Annotated in this window: 11 protein-coding genes and 1 tRNA gene; 9 read left to right on the top strand and 3 right to left on the bottom strand. The window is 61.8% G+C overall.

What is annotated here, in order from left to right:
• Positions 1-26: 26 nt before the first annotated feature.
• Positions 27-521, bottom strand: a complete 495-nt coding sequence (locus JNK74_11920) for a hypothetical protein (protein ID MBL7646884.1) — start codon at positions 519-521, stop codon at positions 27-29.
• A gap of 402 nt (positions 522-923) precedes the next feature.
• On the opposite strand from JNK74_11920, the gene JNK74_11915 reads away from it, so the two are divergent.
• From JNK74_11915 to JNK74_11875, 9 genes are all read left to right on the top strand, one after another.
• A complete protein-coding gene (locus tag JNK74_11915; GenBank protein ID MBL7646883.1) occupies positions 924-2,396 on the top strand; it encodes a hypothetical protein in 1,473 nt (490 codons plus the stop codon).
• Positions 2,397-2,647: 251 nt separating this feature from the next.
• Positions 2,648-3,649: a MoxR family ATPase gene (locus tag JNK74_11910; protein ID MBL7646882.1), complete on the top strand. Its 1,002-nt coding sequence runs from the start codon at positions 2,648-2,650 to the stop codon at positions 3,647-3,649.
• A 184-nt stretch (positions 3,650-3,833) separates the two neighbouring features.
• The gene (locus JNK74_11905; GenBank protein MBL7646881.1) at positions 3,834-4,754 is read left to right on the top strand and encodes a DUF58 domain-containing protein; all 921 of its coding nucleotides are present in this window, start codon (positions 3,834-3,836) and stop codon (positions 4,752-4,754) included.
• The gene (locus JNK74_11900; protein ID MBL7646880.1) at positions 4,751-6,643 is read left to right on the top strand and encodes a BatA and WFA domain-containing protein; all 1,893 of its coding nucleotides are present in this window, start codon (positions 4,751-4,753) and stop codon (positions 6,641-6,643) included. Before JNK74_11905 ends, JNK74_11900 begins: the two co-directional genes overlap by 4 nt.
• A gap of 3 nt (positions 6,644-6,646) precedes the next feature.
• Positions 6,647-9,226: a VWA domain-containing protein gene (locus JNK74_11895; GenBank protein MBL7646879.1), complete on the top strand. Its 2,580-nt coding sequence runs from the start codon at positions 6,647-6,649 to the stop codon at positions 9,224-9,226.
• A 260-nt stretch (positions 9,227-9,486) separates the two neighbouring features.
• Positions 9,487-18,279 (top strand): tetratricopeptide repeat protein, encoded by an 8,793-nt coding sequence (locus JNK74_11890; GenBank protein MBL7646878.1) that lies wholly within the window; start codon positions 9,487-9,489, stop codon positions 18,277-18,279.
• A gap of 118 nt (positions 18,280-18,397) precedes the next feature.
• Positions 18,398-18,481: transfer RNA gene (locus JNK74_11885), tRNA-Ser, on the top strand.
• Positions 18,482-18,690: 209 nt separating this feature from the next.
• Positions 18,691-20,547: a PQQ-binding-like beta-propeller repeat protein gene (locus JNK74_11880; protein ID MBL7646877.1), complete on the top strand. Its 1,857-nt coding sequence runs from the start codon at positions 18,691-18,693 to the stop codon at positions 20,545-20,547.
• Between the two features lie 121 nt (positions 20,548-20,668).
• Complete coding sequence (locus JNK74_11875) at positions 20,669-20,974, top strand: hypothetical protein (GenBank protein MBL7646876.1); 306 nt, start codon at positions 20,669-20,671, stop codon at positions 20,972-20,974.
• Between the two features lie 154 nt (positions 20,975-21,128).
• Here JNK74_11875 and JNK74_11870 read toward each other — a convergent pair whose 3' ends face one another.
• Together JNK74_11870 and JNK74_11865 are read right to left on the bottom strand one after the other, a co-directional pair.
• On the bottom strand, positions 21,129-22,145 hold the full coding sequence (locus tag JNK74_11870) for a hypothetical protein (GenBank protein MBL7646875.1): 1,017 nt from the start codon (positions 22,143-22,145) through the stop codon (positions 21,129-21,131).
• 186 nt (positions 22,146-22,331) lie between these two features.
• The gene (locus JNK74_11865; GenBank protein ID MBL7646874.1) at positions 22,332-22,892 is read right to left on the bottom strand and encodes a hypothetical protein; all 561 of its coding nucleotides are present in this window, start codon (positions 22,890-22,892) and stop codon (positions 22,332-22,334) included.
• Positions 22,893-23,071: the final 179 nt, after the last annotated feature.

The raw sequence follows: 23,071 nt of genomic DNA, 5'->3' as shown, positions 1-23,071 counted from the left end.
TCGCGCGCCTGGCACCCGATTCACGCTCACCACTGGTAATACCACTGCACCGGCCAGTCCTTGCAGTCCGCCGTGCCGTAGAACTTGCCCGTGGCCGTGTCGATCAGGGTCACATGTCGGTCGCCGGGCTTCTCCTGGTAGGCCGCCCAGAATCCCGTGTTCGCTTCGGGGCGACCCTGATGGAAGCGCAGGGATTTCTCCTGAAACCACTTCAGCAGGTCCTGCGACCGCACCGCCCGGCCCGCGCCGCACTTGCAGCGCTCGGTGATGAGCTTCGAGGTCTTCAAGTCGGTGTAGCCCGCCCGGATAAACGCATCGGCCAGATAATGGGCGCAATTGTTGGATTCTCGACCTCCCCCGACGCACGCTTCGTTGTAGGCCTTGGCGACATCCGCCAGGGTGGGCGTGTAGCCGGAAGAGAGCGACATGCGCTCCCGGTGTTTTGCGCTCTTGGCGCAGCCGGCAAGGGAGAGCAGCGCCAGCACGCAGCACAAGAGGAGCATGGGGCGAAGGGTATGCACGTTTCAATCAAGCCTCAATATCAATAATCCGATCCGCCCAATCGGTCTGTTGAGTCCGATGGAACGTCCTGGAGTGTAGCAGAACCAGGCATCATTCGCCTACGCACTGTACCAAGAGGCGAGCTGGGTACCAGCGGTAGTGTCGGAAGGTTACGGCGGACATATTTCCCAATTCAAGGTCGAATACTCCGGCCCTGTAACCGTTATACAGGTAAACCTTTTCGTGGCTACCGACGTTCTCGAAGGGCGGGCCGGGCCGGTCGGCGGTCGTGTCCCGGCGTGAAACCTTGTGCGCGGTTGTCGGATTACACTCGGAAAAGAGTGCTTGACAGATGTGTGCAGCCCGTTTAGACTGATACGCACTACGACAGTGAGCAAAAAACACCAAAGGGGCTTTAAACCATGAATCGCACGTGGCAATCCGTACTGGGCCGATTTCTCAAACAGTTGCAGTTGTGGTTGCTTCTGGAAATGTGGGGCTATGTGCTCTGTCGGCTCGCTCTGGCACTTCTACCCATTGGAGCCCTCGCGGTGGCCGTGGACCAGGCGTGGTTTGAGGGGGCCTACAGCCTTTCCATAGCCCTTTCTGTGCTCATTCCCCTCATGGTGATCCCGGCGGGCTACGCGCTCTTGCGCAGTGGCACCCGCCTGCATCACGCCTTTGAGATGGACGAGCGGGCCGGGCTCAAAGATCGCATCAGCAGCGCCTGGGAATTCCTCGGCCAGGAATCCCTCACCCAGGAGCAGACCCTTCAGGTGCGCGATGCCCTCCGCACCGCTCACGACGTTGATCTCGGTTCTCTGATTACCCTCCAGCATTCCCGCCTGCCCCGATGGGCCTTCGTGGCCTTCGGCATTTTCGTCGCCAGCTTTTTTGTGCCGTCGGTCTACCAGACCCCCACGGCGGATGCCGCCATCGATACCATCAAGATGCTTCAACTGGCCGAAGTCGAGTCCCTGAAAAACGAGGTGGAGAAGCTGGCGAAGGAAGAAGACCTCAAGGAACTCGTGGAGAAGCTGAAAGAAGTGCAGGAGCGCTTCGAACAGGGTGATATGAACGAGCGCGATGTGATGATCGCCCTCGCGCGCATGGACAAGGAATTGCAGGAGAAGATGGAGGCGATGGGCGTGGAGGAAATGAACGCCCAGTTGAACCAGGTGGTGCCCCACCTCATGGCCAGCACCGCCGCCCAGCAGGTGGCCCAGTCCATCAAGGAAGACAAGCTGGACGAAGCGGCGAAGGAACTGGACAAGCTCGACGCCAAGCTCCAGAAGGATGAACTGAGCCCCGAGGAGAAAGAGCAGCTTGCCCTCAACATGGGTGCGGCCGCGGCGAAGCTGGGCAAAGGAGAGAAGGGCACCCTCGGCGCGGACTTCGACAACGCCTCCCAATCTGTGAAGACGGACGACAAGGAAGGCATCAAGAGTTCCTTCAAGTCTTTGAAGGGCAAAATGGGCCAGTGCAACAGTCTGCGCCAGATGAAGAAACTCTCCAACTGCCTGGGCACCTGCAAGGGCAATATGGGCAACAAAGAATCCCTGCTGGCCAAGATCGGCAAAGGCGAGAGCACCTCGAAGAGCGATAAACCGTCCAACAACGCCGGGCTGGGCTCGGTAAAAGCGGAGGGTGAAGGTAAAGGCCTCGAAGACAGCTATCGCGAAATGCTCAACGTGCAGGGCATGGCGGGCGAGGGCCCGGTCGAGAGCGAGGTGGAAATGACCGAAGGTCAAACCTCCGCCAGCACCGTCGAGGCGAAAGAAATGTACAACGAGTACGCCGCCGTGGCCGAGCAGGCCCTGGACCAGGAGGCCATCCCCCTGAGCCACCGCTTCCACGTGAAACGTTACTTCCAGGCCATCCGGCCCGAGGAATAAATCGTCCGGCGAATGATCACCATTCGCCGTCCATGCCATAAGCAAGTAGGGGGCTATCCGTACGTGCAAGCAGGTGAAGTGCATCCCTCTGGCTTCGTGCGGATAGTGAAGCAAGCAGGACGATAACAATAGAATTTGGAAAAATGTGCCACATTCTTTCAGAAAGTTTCCATAGTGCCAAAGGACGCTGAAAGAATTTGAGAGGAAGACCGAGTCAAACCGCGCCCAAGGGCGCTGGGAGTGGGATCAGCATGGCCGTGAACAGTCAATTCGAGCAGGACGTCGCCCAGTTTCTTGTCGCCTTCAATCAAGTGCGCGAAGAGATTGCGAAGGTCGTCGTGGGGCAGAAGGAAATCGTCGAAGAGATCCTCATCGGCCTCTTCGCCGGGGGCCACATCCTCCTGGAAGGCGTGCCCGGCATCGGCAAGACCCTCCTGGTCCACACCCTCGCGGATACACTCTCCTGCAAGTTTTCCCGCATCCAGTTCACGCCCGATCTCATGCCCACGGACATCATCGGCACGCGCATTGTGATGGAAGACGACGCGGGGCGCAAGCACTTCACCTTCCAGCACGGCCCCATCTTTACCCAGATTCTGCTGGCCGACGAAATCAATCGCGCCACGCCCAAGACCCAGTCCGCGCTCCTCGAAGCCATGCAGGAGCGCTCCGTCACCACCGCCGGCGAGACCCGAAAACTGGAGCGTCCCTTCTTCGTGATCGCCACGCAGAACCCGCTGGAAATGGAGGGCACCTATCCGCTGCCCGAAGCCCAGCTCGACCGTTTCTTCTTCAAACTCCTGGTGAAATTTCCCTCGGTCGACGACCTTGTGGAAGTATCGCGCCGCACCACCGTCCGCGCCATGCCATCCGCCGACGTGACCTTGAAGGATGAGACCGTCGTGCAGCTCATGGGCACCGTGCGCGACATGCCCATCGCCGAGCATGTCGAGCGCTACGCCGCCAATCTCCTCATCGCCACCCATCCCGAGTCGGACCGCGCCACACCCATGGTGAAGCAATACGGCAAGTACGGCGCCAGCCCCCGCGGCCTCCAGGCCATGGTCCTCGGCGGCAAAGTGCGCGCGCTGCTTGATCGGCGCTTCAACGTCGCGGAGGATGACATCCGCGCCGTCGCCAAGCCCGCCCTGCGCCATCGCATCCTGTTGAACTTCGAAGGCGAGGCGGAAGAGATCAGCACCGATGCCATCGTGGACGAAATTATCGAAAAGGTGACGGTAAACGTTTCGTGATTGGGTGTCGCCATCGCGGCGCTTGATAGAGATCGGGCACACCATGAAAATTGCAGGGACATTAGCGACGTCAGGGACAACAGGTTGCCGTTACCTGCCGTCTCTGTCGTCCCTGAAGTCCCTGCAAGCTAAAAGCGATGACCTTTGAGCTTGTATGACCTCGCCAAGTCACCGAAGGATTGCAATGACCGCTACCGCAACCCAGACGGCCAAAACCGCCGAGCCCCTCTTCGATGACAACTTCATCGAGACGCTGGCCTATCTCAACATCATCGCGCGCAAGATCCTCAGCGGGCAGATGAAGGCCGAGCGGCGCAGCCGGCAAAAAGGCGTCAGCGTGGAGTTCGCCGACCACCGGCCCTATTCCCCGGGCGACGACTTCCGCTTCATCGACTGGAGCGTCTACTTTCGCACCGACCACCTCTTCCTCAAGCTTTTCGAGGAAGAGGAAGACCTCCAAATCTACATCTTGATTGATTGTTCCGCCAGCATGGCCTTCGGCAACCCCGACAAGTTCATCTATGCCCGCCGCCTCGCGGCCGCTATCGGCTACCTCGGCCTCGCCAGCATGGACCGCGTCCACATCGTGCCTTTCGTGGACAACGTCCCCACGACCGCCGCGGAGTCCCTGCGCCTGCGGGGCAAAGGCAAGGTCTTCCGCCTCCTCTCCTTCCTCGAAAGTCGGGAGAGCGGCGGCGTCACCGATTTGCGCGCCGCCCTACAGCGCTTCAGCAGCGGCAGCCAGAAACGTGGCATGGCGATACTGATTTCCGATCTTTACGACCGCGAGGGCGTGATTCCCGGACTCAACGCCCTCCGTTACCAGAAGTTCGATCCCTACGTGATCCACCTCGTCTCACCGCAGGAAGCCGCCCCCGAGTTGCTCGGCGACTTGCGCCTCATCGACGGTGAGTCGGGACGCACCCGCGACGTCACGCTAACCGAAGGATTGCTGAAAAAGTACCGGCAGGTCTTCGAAGGCCACGGCGCGAAGATGGAGCAGTTCTGCCGCTCCCGCGCCATAGGCTACGCGCGCTGCGTCACCAGCACGCCCTTCCAGGACACCATCGTGCACATGCTGCGCCGGGGGAAATTGCTGCAATGAGCTTCCTCACTCCCCTGGCCTTTCTCGGCTTCCTGCTCTTCATTCCCGTCATTCTGCTCTATCTCCTGAAGCAGAAACGCCGTCGCGTTATTGTCTCCACCCTCATGTTCTGGGACGAGATCCTTCGCGACGAGCATAGCGTGGCCTCCATCACGAAGCTGCGCAAGATTCTTTCGCTGCTCCTTCAATTGCTCGTGCTACTCCTGCTCATACTCGCCCTCGCGCAACCCATCCTCGCGAAAGACACCCTGGGCGCGCGGCGCATCGTGATCTTCCTCGATTCTTCCGCCAGCATGCTCACCGACGAATCCGGTCAGACCCGCTTCGCCCTGGCGCAGCTCAAAGCCCGCGAGGTAATCACCGGCATGGCCTCGGGCGACACCGCCATGCTCGTCTCCGTTGGCGCACACCCGGAAACGGACATGCCCTTCACCTCCAGTAGGCGGACCCTACACGAAGCCCTCGACGGTATCGCGGCGGGCCACGGCGGCACCAATTTCGCCGACGCCTTCGCGCTGCTGAAACAACTCCCGCCCGACGAGCGCGAAACGTGGGTCTACGTCATCGGCGACGGCGCCTTTGACACCGTGCCTTTTGAGGGCGACGAGAAAATGCGCTTCGCCTACCTCCCTGTGGGCGAGGCCAAGGAAAACGTGGGCATCACCGCCTTCCAGGTGCGCCCCCTGCCCGCGCTGCCCCGCGATTTCGAGATCATGTTCACCGTCGCCAACGAAAGCGACGCCGAAGTCACCCTGCCCTTCGAAATCCACGTGGGCGACAACCTCGTGGACGCCGACGAGATCACCGTTCCCGCGCGGGGCATCCTCAATCATTCGTTGCGCCAGTTCAGCGCCACCGGCGGCACGGTGAAGCTCGTGGCCGATTGGGACGACGCCTTCCAACTCGACAACACGGCCTACGCGGTGCTGCCCCCGGCGGTGGTGGTGCCCGTCGCACTCGTGACGGAGGGCAATTACTTTTTCGAGAGCGCCCTCATGACCGACGACGCCATCGCGCTCGAAAGCATGACGCCCGCGCAATACGCCGAGAAGGCCGCCACGCTCGAAGCCAGGGTCATCATCTTCGACGGATTTGTGCCCGAGACGCTCCCCGAGCGCCACGCCATCTATGTGGGCAAGTGGCCCGAAAGTCTCGGCATCACGGCGAGCGGCGAGATCGGCGAGCCCCTCATCACCGAGTGGGACCAGGAGCACCCCGTCAATCGTCACCTCCAGCTTTCCAATATATCCATCGAAGCGGGCCAGCGTCTCACCGCACCCGAGACCTTCACCCCGCTGATCCAGTCCTTCGAGAATCCCCTCGTGCTGTTGGACGAATCCAAGCCCGCCATGACCATGGTCGTCGGCTTTAACACCACGTCCTCCGATCTCCCCCTCCGCGTGGCTTTCCCGATTCTGGTGTCGAACACCATCCGCTACATGACCGGCGGCAACGATCAGGATGCCTGGCGGGCCCCGGAAATGGGCACCGTCCTCGGTCCCGAAGCCATCGCGCAATACGCGGGCGAATCGAAGATCACCAGGGTGCTCGCGCCCGGTGAAACGGTGGAACCGGAAGCGGAGACACCTGAAACCACCGAGGAAGCAACACCCACCGCGCTCGAGTCCGTCCCCGTGGATCGCGCGGGCGTCTACAGCGCCATCACCGATTCGGGCGAGGTCGTACCCCTCTTCGCCGCGAATCTGAACAATCGCCGCGAGGCCAACATCGCCGTGTCTGAAGGGCTGCCCGTCAAGAGCGAGAAGCCCCTGCAGGAAATTACCGATGGCTTCCGCATCGGCGCCGCGCCGTGGCGCATGGTGGCCATCGCGGCACTCGCCCTACTCTTCCTGGAGTGGGGTCTCTTTCACCGGCGCTGGGTGGAGTAGCATATGCAATTTGAGTTTGAAAGCCCGCTGTTTCTCGTCTTGCTCGTGGCGCTGCCCCTGCTCTTCGCCGTGCTGCGCTTTTCGCTCACGGACAGCCCCCTCGGTCAGCGGCTCCTTTCCGCCTTCGTGCGCGGCATCGTGGTGCTCCTCGTTGTCCTGGCGCTCTCCGACGCCCTCTGGCTCCGCACCACCGACGATCCCGCCGTCCTCGTCGTGGCCGATTTGTCCGACTCCGTGCCGAAGGACGCGCCCACCCAGCTTAAGACTTTCCTCGATCAGCTCGAAACCCGCGTGAGCAACCCCTCCATGGCGGGCTTGGTTACTGTGGCGTCCACACCCGAGCTGGTCCAGCCCGTGGTGATGCATCCCGAGTTTCCCGACACCATCGCCGTGCCCGAAGCGGGGGAGGAGACCCGCCTCGCCGACGCGCTCAATCTCGCACGGGAGATCATGCCCCACGAAAAGGTGAACAAAGTTATTGTTTTCAGCGACGGCAACGAGACCGACGGCGACGCTCTCAGCGCGGCGCGGCGACTCGCGGCCCACGGCGTGAAAGTCCACACGATGGCCTACACCCGCGAGGAAAAGCCCGAGGTGCTGCTGGAGGATCTCCAGGTGCCCGCGGAAGTAAAGCGCGGCCAGTCCTTCGGCATTACGGCCACGGCCCACGCCACCCAGGACACCAAAGGCCAGTTCACCCTCTATCGCGATGGGTTCAAAGTGGGGGAGAAGGAGATCGACCTGAAGAAGGGCCCCAACGCCCTCTCCTTCGATGAATCCAATCCCCCCGACGGCCTCGTGAAGTATGAACTCCGCGTCACCACGCCCGACGACTTCTTCGTCGACAACAACGTCTCGTCCGGCATGGTCTTCGTCTCCGGCGAGCCCCGCGTGCTCCTGCTCGAAGGCGAAGAACGCGAAGGCCGACACCTCGCCCGCGCGCTGGAAGCGGAAAACATCCGCGTGGACTTTCGCGAGAGCAAGGGCATGCCCGGCACACTCGAAGAGATTGCCGCCTTCGATGCCGTCATCTTCTCCGACGTGCCCGCCACCGACGTGACCGTCCAGCAGATGTCCCTCCTCCGCAGCTACATCGAAGATCTCGGTGGCGGCTTCATCATGCTCGGCGGCGAGGAATCCTTCGGCCTCGGCGGCTATTACCGCACCTCCATCGAGAGCGCCCTGCCCGTGCGGATGCGCTCCGAGAAGAAGAAAGACACGCCCAGCCTCGCCATGATGCTCGTCATCGACAAGTCGGGCAGCATGGGCGGCGAAAAAATGCAGCTCGCGAAGGAGGCCGCCGTTGCCGCCGTGGAACTCCTCGGCAGCCGCGACTACGTGGGCGTCGTTGCTTTCGACGGTGAGCCCCAATGGGTCGTAGATCTCCAGAGCGCGGGCAACCAGGGGGGCGTGCTGCAAACCATCGAAAGCATCGAAGCCGGCGGCGGCACCAATATCGCCCCGGCCATGGAGGAAGCCGCCACCGCCCTCGCGGGCGTCTCCGCCACCTTCAAGCATGCGATTCTCCTCACCGACGGCCAGTCCCAGGAAGGCGATTACGCCGGCATCGTGGATCGCATGGTGGGCGATCTCGTCACCGTCTCCACCGTCGCCGTGGGCGAGGGCGCCGATACGGCACTGCTGCAGGACATTGCCCGCTGGGGCCGGGGCCGCTATTACTTCACCGCCGACCCCTACGACATCCCTCAGATCTTCACCAAAGAAACCATGTCCGCGTCGAAGTCCTCTCTCGTGGAAGAGCCCTTCCTGCCCCAGGTGCTGCGCACCCACCCGGTGATCCAGGGCATCGACTGGAACAGCACGCCCTTCCTCTTCGGCTATGTCGTGTGCTCCGCCAAGGCCACCGCCGAGGTGCCCCTCATCACCGAGCGCGGCGATCCCCTCCTGGCCACCTGGCGCTTTGGTCTCGGCAAGACCGTCGCCTTCATGTCCGATGCCAAGAGCCGTTGGGCGGGTGACTGGCTCGGCTGGCCGGGCTACAACGTATTCTGGGCCCAGGTCGTCCGCGACACCATGCGCGTGACGCAGAACCAGGGCAACGAAACCCAGATTGCCTTCAAAGGCAGCGCGGGTCACATCATCATCGACTCCGTGGACGAAGACGGCAATTTCGTCAATGGCCTCAACACCGCCGTGCAACTGGTGCGCCCTTCCCTGGAAATGGAGTCTGTTCCGCTGAAGCAGACCGCGCCGGGCCGATACGAGGCCGAAGTAAACACAAACGAAACAGGCAGCTACCTCTTCAAGATTCGTCAAGAATCCGGCGAAGAGACGTACTCCGATTTCACCCGCGGCCTCACGATCTCCTACAAGCCCGAATACCGCCATCTGGCCACCAACACCGAATTCCTGACCGAGATGGCGGCGGCGACCGGCGGCAAGCTGAATCCCACCCTCGATGAAATCATGGCCGTGGGTCCGGAAGAAGCGGTGCGTGTGCGCACCCAGATTTGGCCATGGTTATTGATAGCGGCATTATTCCTCTTCGTGGCCGATGTGGCGGTCCGGAGATTCGACTTGGCGGGCGTGCGCCTGCTCGGCGGCGATCAGCGGTACGGGTGAAGGATGAAGGATGAAGGATGAAGGATGAATGATGAAGGATGAAGGATGAAGGATGAAGGATGAAGGGTGAAGGGTGAAGGGTGAAGGGTGAAGGGTGAAGGATGCCGTTCATCGAACCCATACGACCCATACGACCCATACGACCCATACGACCCATAAGACCCATAAGACCCATAAGACCCATAAGACCCATTCGGCCCCCTACGACAGCCATGGGCCGCATGCGAAATGTAGAGAGAGCTTACACAAAGGGATCGATCATGAAAATTCGGGCACTTTTCATCGCACTGGCGCTGGCCGTCTTCCCCGTCGCGGCACAGGAAGAACCCGTTTCCCCCGAGCGCGCGCAACAGATCCGCGAGCGCTACGAGCAGGTCCTCATCCGCACCCCCATGCAGGACAGCGCCTTTGATCGCGTTTATGCGAGCTACCTCGAAGCCGAAGGCGTGGAGGCCTGGGTCGCGAAGCTGAAGCCCGCCGAGGGCGAGCCCACGAAAGAAAACTGGGTTCTCCTTGGCCGCATTCAGGAGCGCCAGTTCAAGACCGACGAGGCCATCGTCTCCCTGGAGAAGGCCAAAGAACTCGGCGTGCAGGATCCCCAGCTCGATCTGCTCATGGGCCGCCTCTACTACGAGAATGGCCAGGACGGCAAGGCCGCCGCCCTTCTCACCACCGCACTGGAGCAGCCCATCGATCCCGAGGCGCGCTCCAGTGTTGTCCGCATCCTCGGCAACCTCTACATGCGCCAGGGCAAGCGAGACGAAGCCATCACCGCGTGGAAGCGCCTCGCCGAGGACAACCCCGGCGACACCTTCGCCCAGACCGAACTCGCGGAGATTTACGAAGACAACCGCATGTGGGAAGAGTCCATTGCCGCCTATAGCCAACTTTCCGAGGCCTCGGCGAACGACCCCTATCAAAGGTGCCGCGCCCTTCGCGCCATTGGCCGCGCCCGCATCGCCATGGAGGCCTACCCCGAGGCGATTGCCGCCTTCGAGCAGGCCCTCGATCTCGTTTCGCCCGGCAACTGGCTCTTTGAAGATTTAAAAATGCGCCTCGTCGGCGTCTATCAGGATCTCGGTGATCTCCAGGGCCTCGCGACCTACCTCAACGAAAAGCTCGAAGCCAATCCCGCCGACACCGAGTTCCGCGATCTCCTCGCCGAGACCTACACCCGCATGACGAAATTCGCCGAGGCCGAAGCGGAGCACAAAAAGATCCTCGAGCGCGATCCGTCCCGCATCGCCACCCACGAGCACCTCATCACGCTCTACGAGCGCATGGAGCGGCCCGATGATGTGACCGCGACCTACGAAACACTGATCGCACAGTATCCCACCGAGCCCGACTACCTGCGCCGCCTCGGCGAGGTCTATCTCCGTCGCAATCAGCCCGATCAGGCCAAGGCCGCGTGGCGACGTGTCATCGACGCTACCCCCACCGCCAGTCAGCACGCCCAGTTGGCGGAGTGGATGGAGATGTACGAGTTCGCGCCGGAGGCCATCGCGGAGTATGAAGCCGCCCTCGCCATGGAGCCCAATCGCGAGTGGACCTTCAAGCTGGCGGCGTTGAAACACGCCGGTGGGGAGGGGGACGCCGCGAAAGCCCTGTGGACCTCCGTGCTCAAGGAAGACAGTCCGGCCGCGGAGCGCGCCGAAGTCGCCTCGATTCTCGAAACCTTCAAATACATCCCCGAGGCTGAGGCCCTCCTTGCTCAGGCCCACACGCAAGATCCCGCCAACCTGGAGTACGCCCAGGCCCTCGCGAAGAACCTTATGGAGCAGGAAAAGTTCGACGCGGCCCTGCCGCTCTTCGAGCAAATGGCCAACCAGACGGAGAACGAATACTTCCAGGATCGCGGCGAGGGCGGCCTGCTCGACGCCTACGGTAAGCTGGGCATCCTGGCCGAGAAAAAGCAGGAGTGGGAGGACGCCGTCCGCGCGAATCCGGAAGATACCAACTTGCTCATGCGCCTCGCGCGCATGTATGGACGCTCCGGGGACAACACCTCCGCCCTCGGGCTCTATGAGCGCTGCGTGGAGCTCAAGCCGGAAGATGCAAACTACGTCAAGGCCCTCGCCGACGCCTACACCCGCGGCAGCCGCATCGAGGAAGCCATCGAACTCTACCACAAGCTCATCGCCATGGATGCCAACCGCGCCGGTGGTTACTATCGCGAGCTGCTCGATATCTATCTTAAGGCCGACTTCAAAGACGAGGCCATTGAGACCGCAAAGAAAGTCGTGGAGCTGTCGCCCGCCGACGCGGAGGCCTACCTGAACCTGGGTCAGGTCTACATGAATTATCAGCAGTACGACGATGGGCTTTCAGCCTATCGTGGTGCCCTGCGCCTTTCGCCCGACGAGCCCGACTACTATCGCCAGTACGGCCAGGCCCTCCAGAGCCAGGATCGTCTTGGCGAGGCGCAGGATGCCTTCCGCAAAATGCTGGACACGGCGAAGGAAGACGAGACGCGCCTTCAGGCGGTCAATGCACTCGCTCAGATTCACCTCCGCGAGGGTAAGCTGGAAAGTCTCCTCGCCGAATTTCAAAGCCGTGTCCGCAGCACGCCCAAGCGCCTCGCGGCCTATCAGGAGCTGGGCGCGATCCACGTCCAGGCGGGGGACAGCGCCCGCTCGCTGGAGATCCTCGAAGGTGGCTACAACGCCGTGGATGACAAGGGCGAGGCCCTGAAGTCCCTCGTGCGCGCGAGCTACGAAGCCCAGGACTTCGAGAAAGTCGTCCGCTACTTTGAGGAGCTCATCGCCCTCTCCGGCAAGGCGACCGCCTTCGAGTACGAGCGACTGGGCCAGGTCTATGCCCAGTTGGGCGACCTCGACAAAGCGCGCAGCACGTGGCAACGCATTGTCGATGAAGATAAAGACAATCCCAAGGCCTACATCACCCTGGCCAAGGCCCTGCGACAGGCGGGATTCAGCGAAGAGGCCGCCGCCGCGACCGAAGCGGCCTTGGAAAAAGACCCCCACAACTTTTCCCTTCGCTTCGAATATGCCCAGGAGTTGGCGGGCCAGGAGGAGATGGGCAAGGCCTACGAACAACTCCAACTTCTTCTCGATCTCGGTCCGAGCGAGGCCGACAAGGAGAAAGCGAAGAAAGAGGAAGAGCGCGAAAAGAAAGTGGAGCAGATACAGCGCGCGCGCATGGGCTACGAGCGCGTGGACATGTTCTCACCCCACTACCAGCCGGGCCAGCGCTACTACTATGGGAACTCACTTCGCGGCGGCTCCTTTGAAGGCGTCCGGCCCCAGGTCATTTCCACCATGGCCGGCATGGCCGAAAACAGCATCGGCATTGACGAGTTCATCGCGACGTATAAAAAGCGCGTGGAGGAAAACCCCAATTCTCAGCAGGCCCACGAGGATCTAATCCTGGTCTATGAGAACTGTAACAAGCAGGAAGAGGCCCACGCCGCCACGGAAGCCCTGTCCGCCCTCCAACCCGAAAATGTCGATATACTCGACAAACTCGCGGTCCAGTATTCCTACACCCAGCAGACCGACAAGGCCCTGGAGAAGCTCGCTCAGATCGACGTTCTCCAACCCACGCGTAAGAAAAGCAGCGACCTCGCCCGCGTCTATCTCTATTTTCGCGCGGAAAAGAAAGACGAAGCGCGCACCCTCCTCACCAGCCTCATCGACGGCAACCGCGACGACCAGAGCGTCCTCAGCATGGCCGTGAACTTGGCCGCACAGTATGCCGAGAAAGACGTCATCGCCGCCATGCAAGCCAAACTGGGCGACCTCGATCCCAAGTTCAGGAAGAACATCCGCCAGAGCCTGGCCTACGCTTACACGGAAACCGCCGATACCGAACAGGCGCGAAAGATCTTCGAGGAGATTCTCTTCGACGACGACGATCAGGATCCTTACGCCTACCAGATTCCCCGGGGTCGTCGCGTCAGTATTTATGCGCCCCGCATCGGCGCGAATAATCAAAACGTGTACTACGGCGGCGGCGCCTACTATCAATTGCGCAACCTGGGTATCACCACCAGCATCGATTACGCGCGCTCGAGTGCGATCGAGCAGATGACCAAGCTGCTCGACGGCGAAGAAGAGGCGGCCTTCATGCAGCGCCTCCACGACGAGGCCGCGAAGTTTACCACGGGCGAGGGTGCCGCGGCCCGTCAGCGCGCGTGGATCTTCGGCCAGTTGCTCGCGACGCAGTACGTCGCGGGAACGGACTACGCCAAAGCCCGCGAAGTACTCGCTCCCTTTGTCGCGGGAAAAGTGGATGATGCCACGGCCTACAACCTGTGCATCTATATCGATGAGCAGGAAGACAAGTTCGACGCAATGCTGGAGAATTATGCCCAACTGCGCGACCTCTACCCCGGCCAACTCCGTGATATTCTTCGTGCGGAAACGACCACCCTTATGGCGGCGGGCCGTCACGAAGAAGCCGCCGATCGCATTCGCGAACTCGCCCGCCGGGGCACGCCGCCCAACGATCTCGTGGCCATGATTCAGCAGCTCAAGCAGGAAGAAAAGCCGCAACTGGCGAAGGCGCTCCTCGAAGAGCAACTCGCCGGACTCCAGCGCAATGCGCAAGCCCTCTCCATGCTCGCCGCCCTCTATGCCGAGGACAACGACTACGAAAAAGCGATGGAACTTGCCCGAGAGGCCTGGGAGGGAAAGGTGCGGGGCGGCTCGGGGCGGAACTCGAACTTTTACTACTACGGCGGCTACTACCAGTCCTCCGGCATGTCCATCGACGACAACCTGCGCGCCTGGTTTCAATACGCCAAGTCCGCGGGCAAAAAGGACGAGCTCATCGCCGAGTTCAAGACCCGGCTGGAGCAGCAGCCCGCCTCCGTTTCGGCCCACGAGCACTTGGCGTCGCTGTATTCCCTCGACGAAGATCAGGACAAGGCCATCGAGCTTTACAAAAGCCTCATCGAGAAGCGGCCCCACTTCGTGAAGGCAGCCACGGCCCTGGCCCAGCTTTACGAACAGGCGGGCAAATATCAGGAGGCCATCGCCCAGTACGAATCCTTCATCAAGAGCCGCCCCGGCCTCTACAGCGGCATGGGCTGGCAGATTCGCAACCTCTACCAACGCATGGGCAAGGGTGAAGACCTCGCGAAGATCGAAGAGGACATGGTCAAGCAGGCCCGCACGCCCGACCAGCTCCAGAATCTCGCCTGGCAGTTTCGCAATGACGGCGAATTCGATAAGGCGCGCGAGCTCTATCTGAAAATCATCGACATGCAACCCGGCCAGAGCTATTACCGCACCGAGCTCGCCGGTATCCTTCGCGAAATGGGCCGGGATGACGAGGCCCTCGAAGTCTTCGCCAAGTGGTTCGACTCGCCCGTCATGCGTACCCAGGGCTACATCGATCAGCACACCCTCGCCCAGATGGTGGGCCAATACAAGGCTGCGGGGCGACTCGACGAACTCAAAGCCAAGAACGAGCTGACCCGTATCGACAAGCCCGACGATCTCATCGCCAAGTCGGTCGATGCCCACATCGCCATGGCCGAGCACCGCTTCGTTGATGCCCAGCCCCTGCTGCTCGAAGTGATGAAGGCCCGACAGGACGGCAATGCCGTCAACATCCTCATCAACATGGGCGAGTATCAGGACAACGCCCTCACCGTCGTCGAGCAACTCGAGAAAGACGGCATGATGACCAATTTCTGGGATCAGCAGCGCCTTGCTCAAGTGTATCTCTCCGCGGGCGACCGGACCAGGGCCATGGAGGCCTATCGGAAATACGCGGATCAGCAGGGTCAGTGGGGACTCGAAAACGTAATGCGCGGCCTCTACGAATTCGGCCTCTACGAAGAAGCGGAAGACTTCTACCTGAAAAACCGCAAGAAGACCCGCGAGATGGACGGCATCGCGATGAACATGTACATGGAGGGTAACGGTCTGGAGGAACTCGTCCAGGAAATGCTGGCCCAGGAAATCAAAGGACCCGCCGAAGGCCTCGTGGACAACATCGTCCGCGATGAAAAAACCTCCTACGCCCAGGCCCTCCAGATGCTGACGCCCCTCCTCGAACGGGAGCCGGAGAACAAGTTCCTGCTCAACAGCATCATCGACCTCCACGAGCGCAACAACAAGCCCGCCGAGGCCCTGCCCTGGTGCGAGAAGCTCCTCGCCCTCAACGAACACGATGCCGCCACGCGTCGGCGCTTCGCCAATACCCTCGTTTTGAACAACCGCGAGCCGGAAGCCTTCAAACTCTTCGACGATCTACTCGCCGCCAAAATGAACAGCGACAACGCCCTCGTGGCCTTCGAATTCTATCTGGCCCAGGGCCACGTCAATCGCGCCCGGGCCCTCCGCGATCAGTGCGCCGCGACGTTGGACGCGAAAGAAGTTGAACAGATGGATGATCGACTCGCCCGGCACGAGGCGACGCTCGGCAAGGCGCGCGCCTGCGCGGAACGTCTCAAAGCGGCCTTCGAGGCGGCCCCCGACGACAAGCGTTTCAACGCCTGTCTCAGTTTCCTCACCGAAGCGGGCTACCTGGAAGAGGCCTACCTGTTCGCGAAGTCCCAGGTGGACTCGGGTTTCGTGAGCAACCAGATTTTTCACAACGACGGAATCCGCAATGCCGTGCTGCAATACGGAACCGTAGAGGACGTCGTGGCGCTCCTCTGGAAATTCGTCCGCCACGGTGATCGCTGGGATCGCGAATACCAACTTCGCGAGTTCGTGGGCGGCTTCCAGAGAGTGGGCCATGGCCGCGCCTTCGCCGATGCCATTCGTGATCGCGCCCTGGCGGAAACACCACCCTTCGTCGCCCTGTTCGCGCCGCTCTCGGATACCTACACGCAGATGGGTGATCGCCTCTCCGCCCTGGAAGTGACCGATGTCCTGCTGGCGCTTCAGCCCGGACGCCGCGATCACCTCACCCGGAAGGCGGGGGTGCTCGAAAGCATGAAGCGTTACGACGACGCCCTCGCGATCCGCGCCGCGCTGCCCGGTGCCCACGAGCTGAGCATAGAGGCGACGGACACCACGAACATCGCGCGCACCTATCTCGCCGCCGATCGCGATGCCGAAGCCCTCGGCACCATCGAGGCCCTGGCCGCGTGGAACAAGTCTCCCGAGATCGCGGGCCAGATCGGCATGGCGCTCATCGGCGCGTCGAAGTTTGCGGAAGCGATTCCCTACATGGAAAAAGGCATGCGCCACGCCGAATTTCGCAATGGCAACGGCGTAGCGCTCATGAACGCCTATCTCGAAACCGGCGACACGGAAAAAGCCCTCGCACTCTGGCGCGAAAACAAGAACCAGCGCGCCTTCCGCGAGATCTACGCACAGGCGGATCGGGAGCTCTTCCGCCCCGTTGCGCGCGAAATACTCGAAGCACGAATCCAGGCTTTCCCCGCCGAACTGGGCGCCTACGGACAGCTCGGCCGTATCCTGCTGAAGGACGGCGACACCGCCGGCGCGCGCGCGCTCTTTGATCGTGCCCTCACCGCCGTACCGCCCACCATGGCGGGGCAGGTGGCCGCCGGCTACGGTTCCATCCTGGCCGCCGAGGGCCAACTCCTTCCCCTCCTGGAAGCACCGCCGCTCGACGATCCCATGTTGATCCGCGCCATCGCGGCGGGTTACCGCAGCGTGCCCGTGGCGCAGCGTAGCGATGCCTTGCGCGACAACGTGTTGGCCCTGCCCCTGACCGATGTCGGCGACCTCATGGACCTCGCCGCCTTCTTCCAAGGCATGGAAGACAAGGCGACCGCGAGCGCCTTATGGCAGCGCGCTCTCACCCTCGAATCGTTGGAGGACCATCAGCGGATCACCATTCTACAGGCCCTGGCCGAGGCCGACGCACTCGACGATGCCGCCGCCCAGGTACATGCCCTCCTCCAGCAGAACCCCTCCTTGATGCGCGGCAATCCCGCGCTCATGGCCTTCATCGCGAAATCCGGCGGACCCGAAGCCCTCACCCTCGCCATGACCGCCCTGCGCGAGCGCATGCCCGAAGGCGACAACGTGACTTTCTTCGAGAAGCTCGCGGCCTACCACGGGGGTGATGCCGCGGATTTATCGGTGCTGCTCGCCTTCGCCGAAACCGCCACGCTCGAAGAGTGGCAATGGCGTCACTTCGCCAAACTCTGCCAGGACGCGGGCAACAAAGACGCCGAGATTGTCATGCTCAACCGAATCGCCGATGGTGGCTTTGGCACGAGCAATCGTGATCGCGCACTGGCCGAGATCTGCGTGATCGACGCCGAAGCGGGACGTCCCGTGGAAGCCTTTGCGCGCTACCGTGCCATCAGCCCGGCCTACGGGGACCGCGAAGGGCTCATGGAATCCATCGGGAAGACGGTGGCGGCGGATCACATCCCCGCGATGCAAGCCGCCGTGGACGAAGCCATCGCCGCGCGGCCCGGCAACTTGCTCGTGTCGGATTGGATGGGCGAAGTCGCCCAACTGGCCGAGGCCGCCGGTGCGCCCATCGACCTGGCGGCCTGGGCCACCGCCGCGCCGCTCACGCCCCTGCAAAAGGGCGAGGCGCTGCAATGGAGCCGCCTCTATGAGGGTTGGCAAGTCTCCCCCCGCGTGAAGGTGGACCGTTCGGAGGCCTACTTCAAAGAAGAAAACACCAAGGCCGCCCTCACGCCCGAAGGAGCGCCGCTGGACCTCACAGGCTGGGTCACTATCGAGCCAAAGCAGTCCCTCGGTCTTGTAAATCTCGGGCCCGTGCTCTTCCCGGAGGACGATCAGTTCGAGGAATCCGGCGCCATGGCCTACAAGGCCATCGAATCCCCGGAGGGCGGGCCCACCGACCTCGGCTTCGCCTCCAATATCGGCAACGCGCAAGTCTGGGTCAACGGCGTCCTCGTCCAGCAGGCCAATTCCCGAAGCGCGGTCCGCCCCGGCCTCGAACGTTTCCGGGTCGATCTCAAGCCGGGTGTCAACCACGTCATCATCAAGAGCACCAACGCCAACAAACGCTGGCTCTTCTGCCTCGGCGCCCTGGAGCCGCGCCCGCCTCTCGCGATTCCCGCCGCACCGGCGGAAGCACCGGCGGCGGAGGCTCCTGCCATTGCGGCGGCGGGGTGAAGCGCGCGACTCAGACCGATCAGACCGATCGGTCTGATCGGTCAGCTTCCCCCAAACCGCAATTTTACCCAGCCGCCCCGCATCGCGTACAATACCGCCCAGCGAATCCTGTTTCAGCGGAGGAGTAGCATAATTGGTAATGCAGCGGTCTTGAAAACCGCCGCCTTCGGGCTTGCAGGTTCGAGTCCTGTCTCCTCCGCCATGAGCTTTGCAAATCGCCCCGTTGCTACCCCCTTTGGCAGCGGGGCGTTTTGTTTAAGGAATTTAGAATGGTGAATTGAGAATAGTGAATTGAGGACACCATCATTTGGGAAGCTTTCGTGCTTCGTTTCCCATTCACGATTCACTATTCCCAAATATTTCCCATCTGCTATGCTGTCGGGACACCAACCCTTCGGAGATATATGCGAAATGGCTGATGAACCATCAGAAAAGGAAATGAGCCCCGAAGAGTCCGCGACCACGGACCCGGCCCCGCCGCCTGAGGCGATCCCCGCCGAGGAAGCGTCCGCCGCACTGTCCGAACCCGTCGAACCCGTCGAGGCGGTCGAGCCGCGGCTGAATATCACCATTCCCTTCGCGGTGATTCTCATCCAACTGCTTTTCACGCTCTACGTTGCCAATACGAGCACCACGCCCTTCCGAACCTATGTGGGTATCGGTATCATTCCCATCCTGGGTACCCTGGCGCTCGCGGCGTGGTGGGGCCTGTCCATGTCGGTACCCTGGCGTCAGCGCCTCACGGGTCTCGCAATCGTTGGTGCGGCGACCTTGCTGCCCGTCCTTGTCAGCCGTCCCTTTGCACCCTTCCTGCTGGTCTATGTGCTTCCCTCCATGACCACGCTGCTCGTGCTGACGCTCGTGGCCACGGTTCGCTTCGCCTGGTCCGAGCGCCGCCGTCTCCTGTTAATGGCCATGGCCCTGTGCTCGATTTTCTTCTGCTTCACCCGAGTCGCGGGCGTCGATGGCAACATGGCGCCCCTCATCGCCTGGCGCTGGGCCGGGCCGCCGGAGTTGAGCGCCACCACGGCGGTCACTGGAAAGACCGCCGCCGTCGCCTTGAATCCCGAGCCCGAGGATTGGCCCGCCTTCAGAGGCGCCCGCCGCGACAATCGCAACATGGTCGCCCGCTTCGGCGTAGACTGGGCCGCGAATCCGCCCCGTGAGTTGTGGCGGCGCCCCGTCGGCCTTGGCTGGTCCTCCTTCACCGTGATTGGCGACTACCTGTTTACCCAGGAGCAGCGGGGCACGGAAGAGGCGGTCGTGTGTTACGAAGTGGCCACCGGCGCCGAGGTGTGGAGCAATGTTGTTCCCGAGCGCTTCGATGACGTCATGGGCTCCGGCCCCCGGGCCACACCGGCCTACGACAAGGGCAAGCTCTATACCCAGGGCGCCACGGGAATCCTTCAATGTATCGACGCGGCCACCGGCGCGACCGTGTGGAAGCGCGATTTGAGAGAAGACGCGTCCATGGGCGTGCCCCAGTGGGGCTTCTCCAGCTCGCCCCTCGTCGTGGGGGGGCTGGTCTACGCCTATGCGGGCGCGGGCGATGGCAAGAGCCTCCTCGCCTACAAGACCGAGAACGGCGAACTCGCCTGGGCCGCGGGCAAAGGCACCAACGGCTACAGTTCGCCCCACTTTGCCGAAGTGGCCATTGCCCCTCAGATTCTCCAGATCAGCAACTACGGTATCGAGGCCTTTGAGCCCGCCACCGGCCAGGTGCTCTGGGAAGACGTATGGGATATCAAGAGCAACCCCCGCGTCGCCCAGCCCTATGTGGTCGATTTTTACACCCTGATAGCCGGCACCGGCCAGGGCAAGGGGGCGCGGCTCCTCAAAGTCGTTAAGGAAGGGGAGACCTTCGTACCCAAAATCCTCTGGACCAGCGAGAAGTTCCGTCCCTATTTCAATGACTACGTCTTTCATGATGGCTATCTCTACGGCTTCGACGGTAACCGCTTTGCGTGCGTCGATGCCGCAAACGGCTTCATGCGCTGGACCGGAGATCGCCTGGGTGGCCAGATTCTTCTGCTCAATGCCCTGGATATGCTGCTCCTCCTGACGGAAGAGGGCGAAGTGCAACTCGTTGCCGCCTACCCCTCCTCCATCGAAGTAAAGGGTCGACTGAAAGCCCTTGACAGCAAGACTTGGAATCATCCCGTGGTCTCCCGTAACAAGCTCTTCGTGCGCAACGATCGCGAGGCCGTGTGCTACGAACTGCCACCCGCGCCCCCTGCGGAAGAAAAACCCAAAGAGGGTGCCCACTGAGGGGCCCGGCCATCCAGATTCGTGAATAAATCAGGCCCGCCCGCGGTATCGTCATTGCCCGGCGCGCGGCCAGGTAAGGTCGCGTCTGCCCGGCGAAACTGGAACGGTCAAGGAGAACGCCATGGGCTGGATCAGAACAATTCTGTTGGGTGACATCGGTAACCGTCTGGATATCGAAGACAGCGAGCAGGAAATCGAACGCTTGAAGAAGGCCGCCCGCTGGTCCGATAAGAAACGCATCGCAAGCGAAGAGCGACTGGAACAGGTTGTCGCGGAAAACGCGGAACTCAAGCTCTACCTGGTCGCCACACTCCGGCTCTTGATGGAAAAGGGTGTGTTTTCCCGCGAAGATATCGAGTCCATGTCCAGCATGATCGACTGGGAAGATGGCGTGGCCGACGGAAAATTTTCCGGCCCCATCGTTTGAAGACCTCATCGTAAATAAAAGCCCCGCACGCGTGACCGCGTGCGGGGCTTACAAGTTCAGAGGAGATGCCGGAGGGGGCATCCGACATCTCCGGTGAGGTGCCGCGCCTGGCAGGGCCAGACGCGGCAGAGATCGTCTTCACCAACGAGTGAGTTTAATCCTTGCGCAGCGCCTTCAACCCCAGGAATGCTGCGACCGGCAGTGCGATGACCGCCGCGAGCAGTGTAACAAATAGTACACCTCGGTTTCCACTTTCCTCTTCCAGCGGGGTGGCCGCGGGCGCCGGAACCCCATCGGTGGAAGGAATCAATGCCGCCGATGCTTCGTCCTCCGCGGCGCTGCGGCGGCTGCTCAGGGAAGCAGTCTTCCCCGCCAGCACCATGGATTCTTCTCCCGTCTCCGTGGACGGTTTCGGCCCGTTGCCCGGCGGAAGTTCCGTCGTCGCCGTGGATTCACCGCCACGGCTTCCCGTGGGCGACTCCGACGCCACCGCGAGGCCTCCCGCAGAGCTACCGGCGGCTGCTTTGCTGGTCGCGGCCTTATCTTTGTTCTCGGTGGGCTCGGCTACGATGAACTTGAAGCTACCCGCCGGTCGCGCGCCGGGATCCGCCTCCGCTTCCGTCGGACTTTCCGGTCGCTCCGCGTCGTTGTTTGGCTCCTCGGCGGGGGACTCCTCCGCCACTTCCTCGGCCTGGTTCTCCTCGCCAAACTTCACCACGCGGGCCTGACCGTTTGAATCGATCTCCACACCCTCATAGGTCGCCATGGTGGGCTCGTTAATCTGCAACTCGGACTGGCCGTTGGCCGGTTCGCCGATCTTCTCCAGCACAACCTGCACCACCGTGCCCGGTTCCACAACGTTCTGGTTAAAGCCCATCATCACCACGATGAATTCGCCCGGCTCGGCGACATTGGAACTCACCTGCTTCTGGGCGGTCGCTCCGGAGGCGCCGATCTGCGCGGAGACCGGGCTGAATACGGCCGGGTCATAAGCCAGGCGGAAATCCAGCGCGGCGACCCCTTCGGCATTGCCCTGGAGGTTCACGGGAAACGTATACTGGTTATTCTGGACGACGGGCCGTCCGATGCTCAGGGTCCCCGCCGGGGAGGGTAGCGAGGAAAGGACCAGGGCGGAAGCGGCCAGCATGAGACGGGCGCGGCGCGGCATCATCGCGCGATCACTTTTTGCGGTCGGTCGGTTCAGATCCAGCTCTCCATGAGGTTGCAACCCTTCACAGGTCGCCATGCTCGCCGAGGGAAGGCCCCAGGCCGTCTGAGTGTCCCAAGGCTCTCCTGACTTAACGAAGTCCAGCGCCATCCGTTGACACCCGATCCGAAGTCCGGGGCATATACGGCGTCATTCCACCGAATTCTCTACCGGTGTCCCTTGCTCGCTTTCCGGAACCGAGGCGCTGGCCGCCTTCGGCGTTGCACGGGGCGATTCCGCCGGACGCAACGCGAGCCAGGGCATGGAATCGGAAATGATCAAGGGATTTCGGGCCCAGTAGTACCGGGCAATAAGTACGTATAAGTAAAACCACACCAATACTTTGAGGCCGATCGCCCCCAGCACGAGCGCCCGGTCGATGGCGTCTCGGATGTGGACAATTTCCTCGATCGGCAGGTTGATAAACGCCACGAAGGCCAGCAAACCAATCTGAAAGGCTTTGCCAATCGCTTCCAGCGGCGGCAGCCCCGCCTCCACACATCGGTGGTAGACAAAATGGGCGAGAAATCCTGTCAGGCACCAGGAAATAAAGTGAAAGGAATTGATGACCGCATTCTGGCTGAAGACATACCCGGCCTCTCGCAGCAGGTTATAGGTCAACTCCGGCCAGAGTCCCAGGAAGAAGAAGAGGCACCAAAGCAGCAACGCGGGCCAGCGCCAGAAATCGCGCGCGGGTGAAGGAGCTGACACTCGAGACCTCCAGAATTCGGTGAAAAAGGGAACAAATCAAAACATGCCCAGTCCGGTAATTGGAACAAAGCACCCGTAGCGAAGTCAAGGAAGGATGACGCCCTTGGATTCATAAACTAAGTGCAACAGGGTCTCGTTTCCCTGTTTGTCACTGTGGTCATGGCTTGCCGAATGTAGGA

It is taken from the genome of Candidatus Hydrogenedentota bacterium (assembly GCA_016791475.1).
In the GTDB taxonomy this organism is placed as follows: Bacteria; Hydrogenedentota; Hydrogenedentia; order Hydrogenedentales; family JAEUWI01; genus JAEUWI01.
The sequence above is the reverse complement of the archived record's forward strand: the minus strand, read 5'-3'. Positions and strand labels throughout refer to the sequence as shown.

Excerpts from the sequence above, each read along its gene's own strand:
- JNK74_11905 (MBL7646881.1), top strand. The coding sequence starts at position 3,834 with ATGACCGCTACCGCAACCCAGACGGCCAAAACCGCCGAGCCCCTCTTC.
- JNK74_11890 (MBL7646878.1), top strand. The coding sequence starts at position 9,487 with ATGAAAATTCGGGCACTTTTCATCGCACTGGCGCTGGCCGTCTTCCCC.
- JNK74_11880 (MBL7646877.1), top strand. The coding sequence starts at position 18,691 with ATGGCTGATGAACCATCAGAAAAGGAAATGAGCCCCGAAGAGTCCGCG.
- JNK74_11915 (MBL7646883.1), top strand. The coding sequence starts at position 924 with ATGAATCGCACGTGGCAATCCGTACTGGGCCGATTTCTCAAACAGTTG.
- JNK74_11910 (MBL7646882.1), top strand. The coding sequence starts at position 2,648 with ATGGCCGTGAACAGTCAATTCGAGCAGGACGTCGCCCAGTTTCTTGTC.
- JNK74_11895 (MBL7646879.1), top strand. The coding sequence starts at position 6,647 with ATGCAATTTGAGTTTGAAAGCCCGCTGTTTCTCGTCTTGCTCGTGGCG.
- JNK74_11875 (MBL7646876.1), top strand. The coding sequence starts at position 20,669 with ATGGGCTGGATCAGAACAATTCTGTTGGGTGACATCGGTAACCGTCTG.
- JNK74_11900 (MBL7646880.1), top strand. The coding sequence starts at position 4,751 with ATGAGCTTCCTCACTCCCCTGGCCTTTCTCGGCTTCCTGCTCTTCATT.
- JNK74_11870 (MBL7646875.1), bottom strand. The coding sequence starts at position 22,145 with ATGATGCCGCGCCGCGCCCGTCTCATGCTGGCCGCTTCCGCCCTGGTC.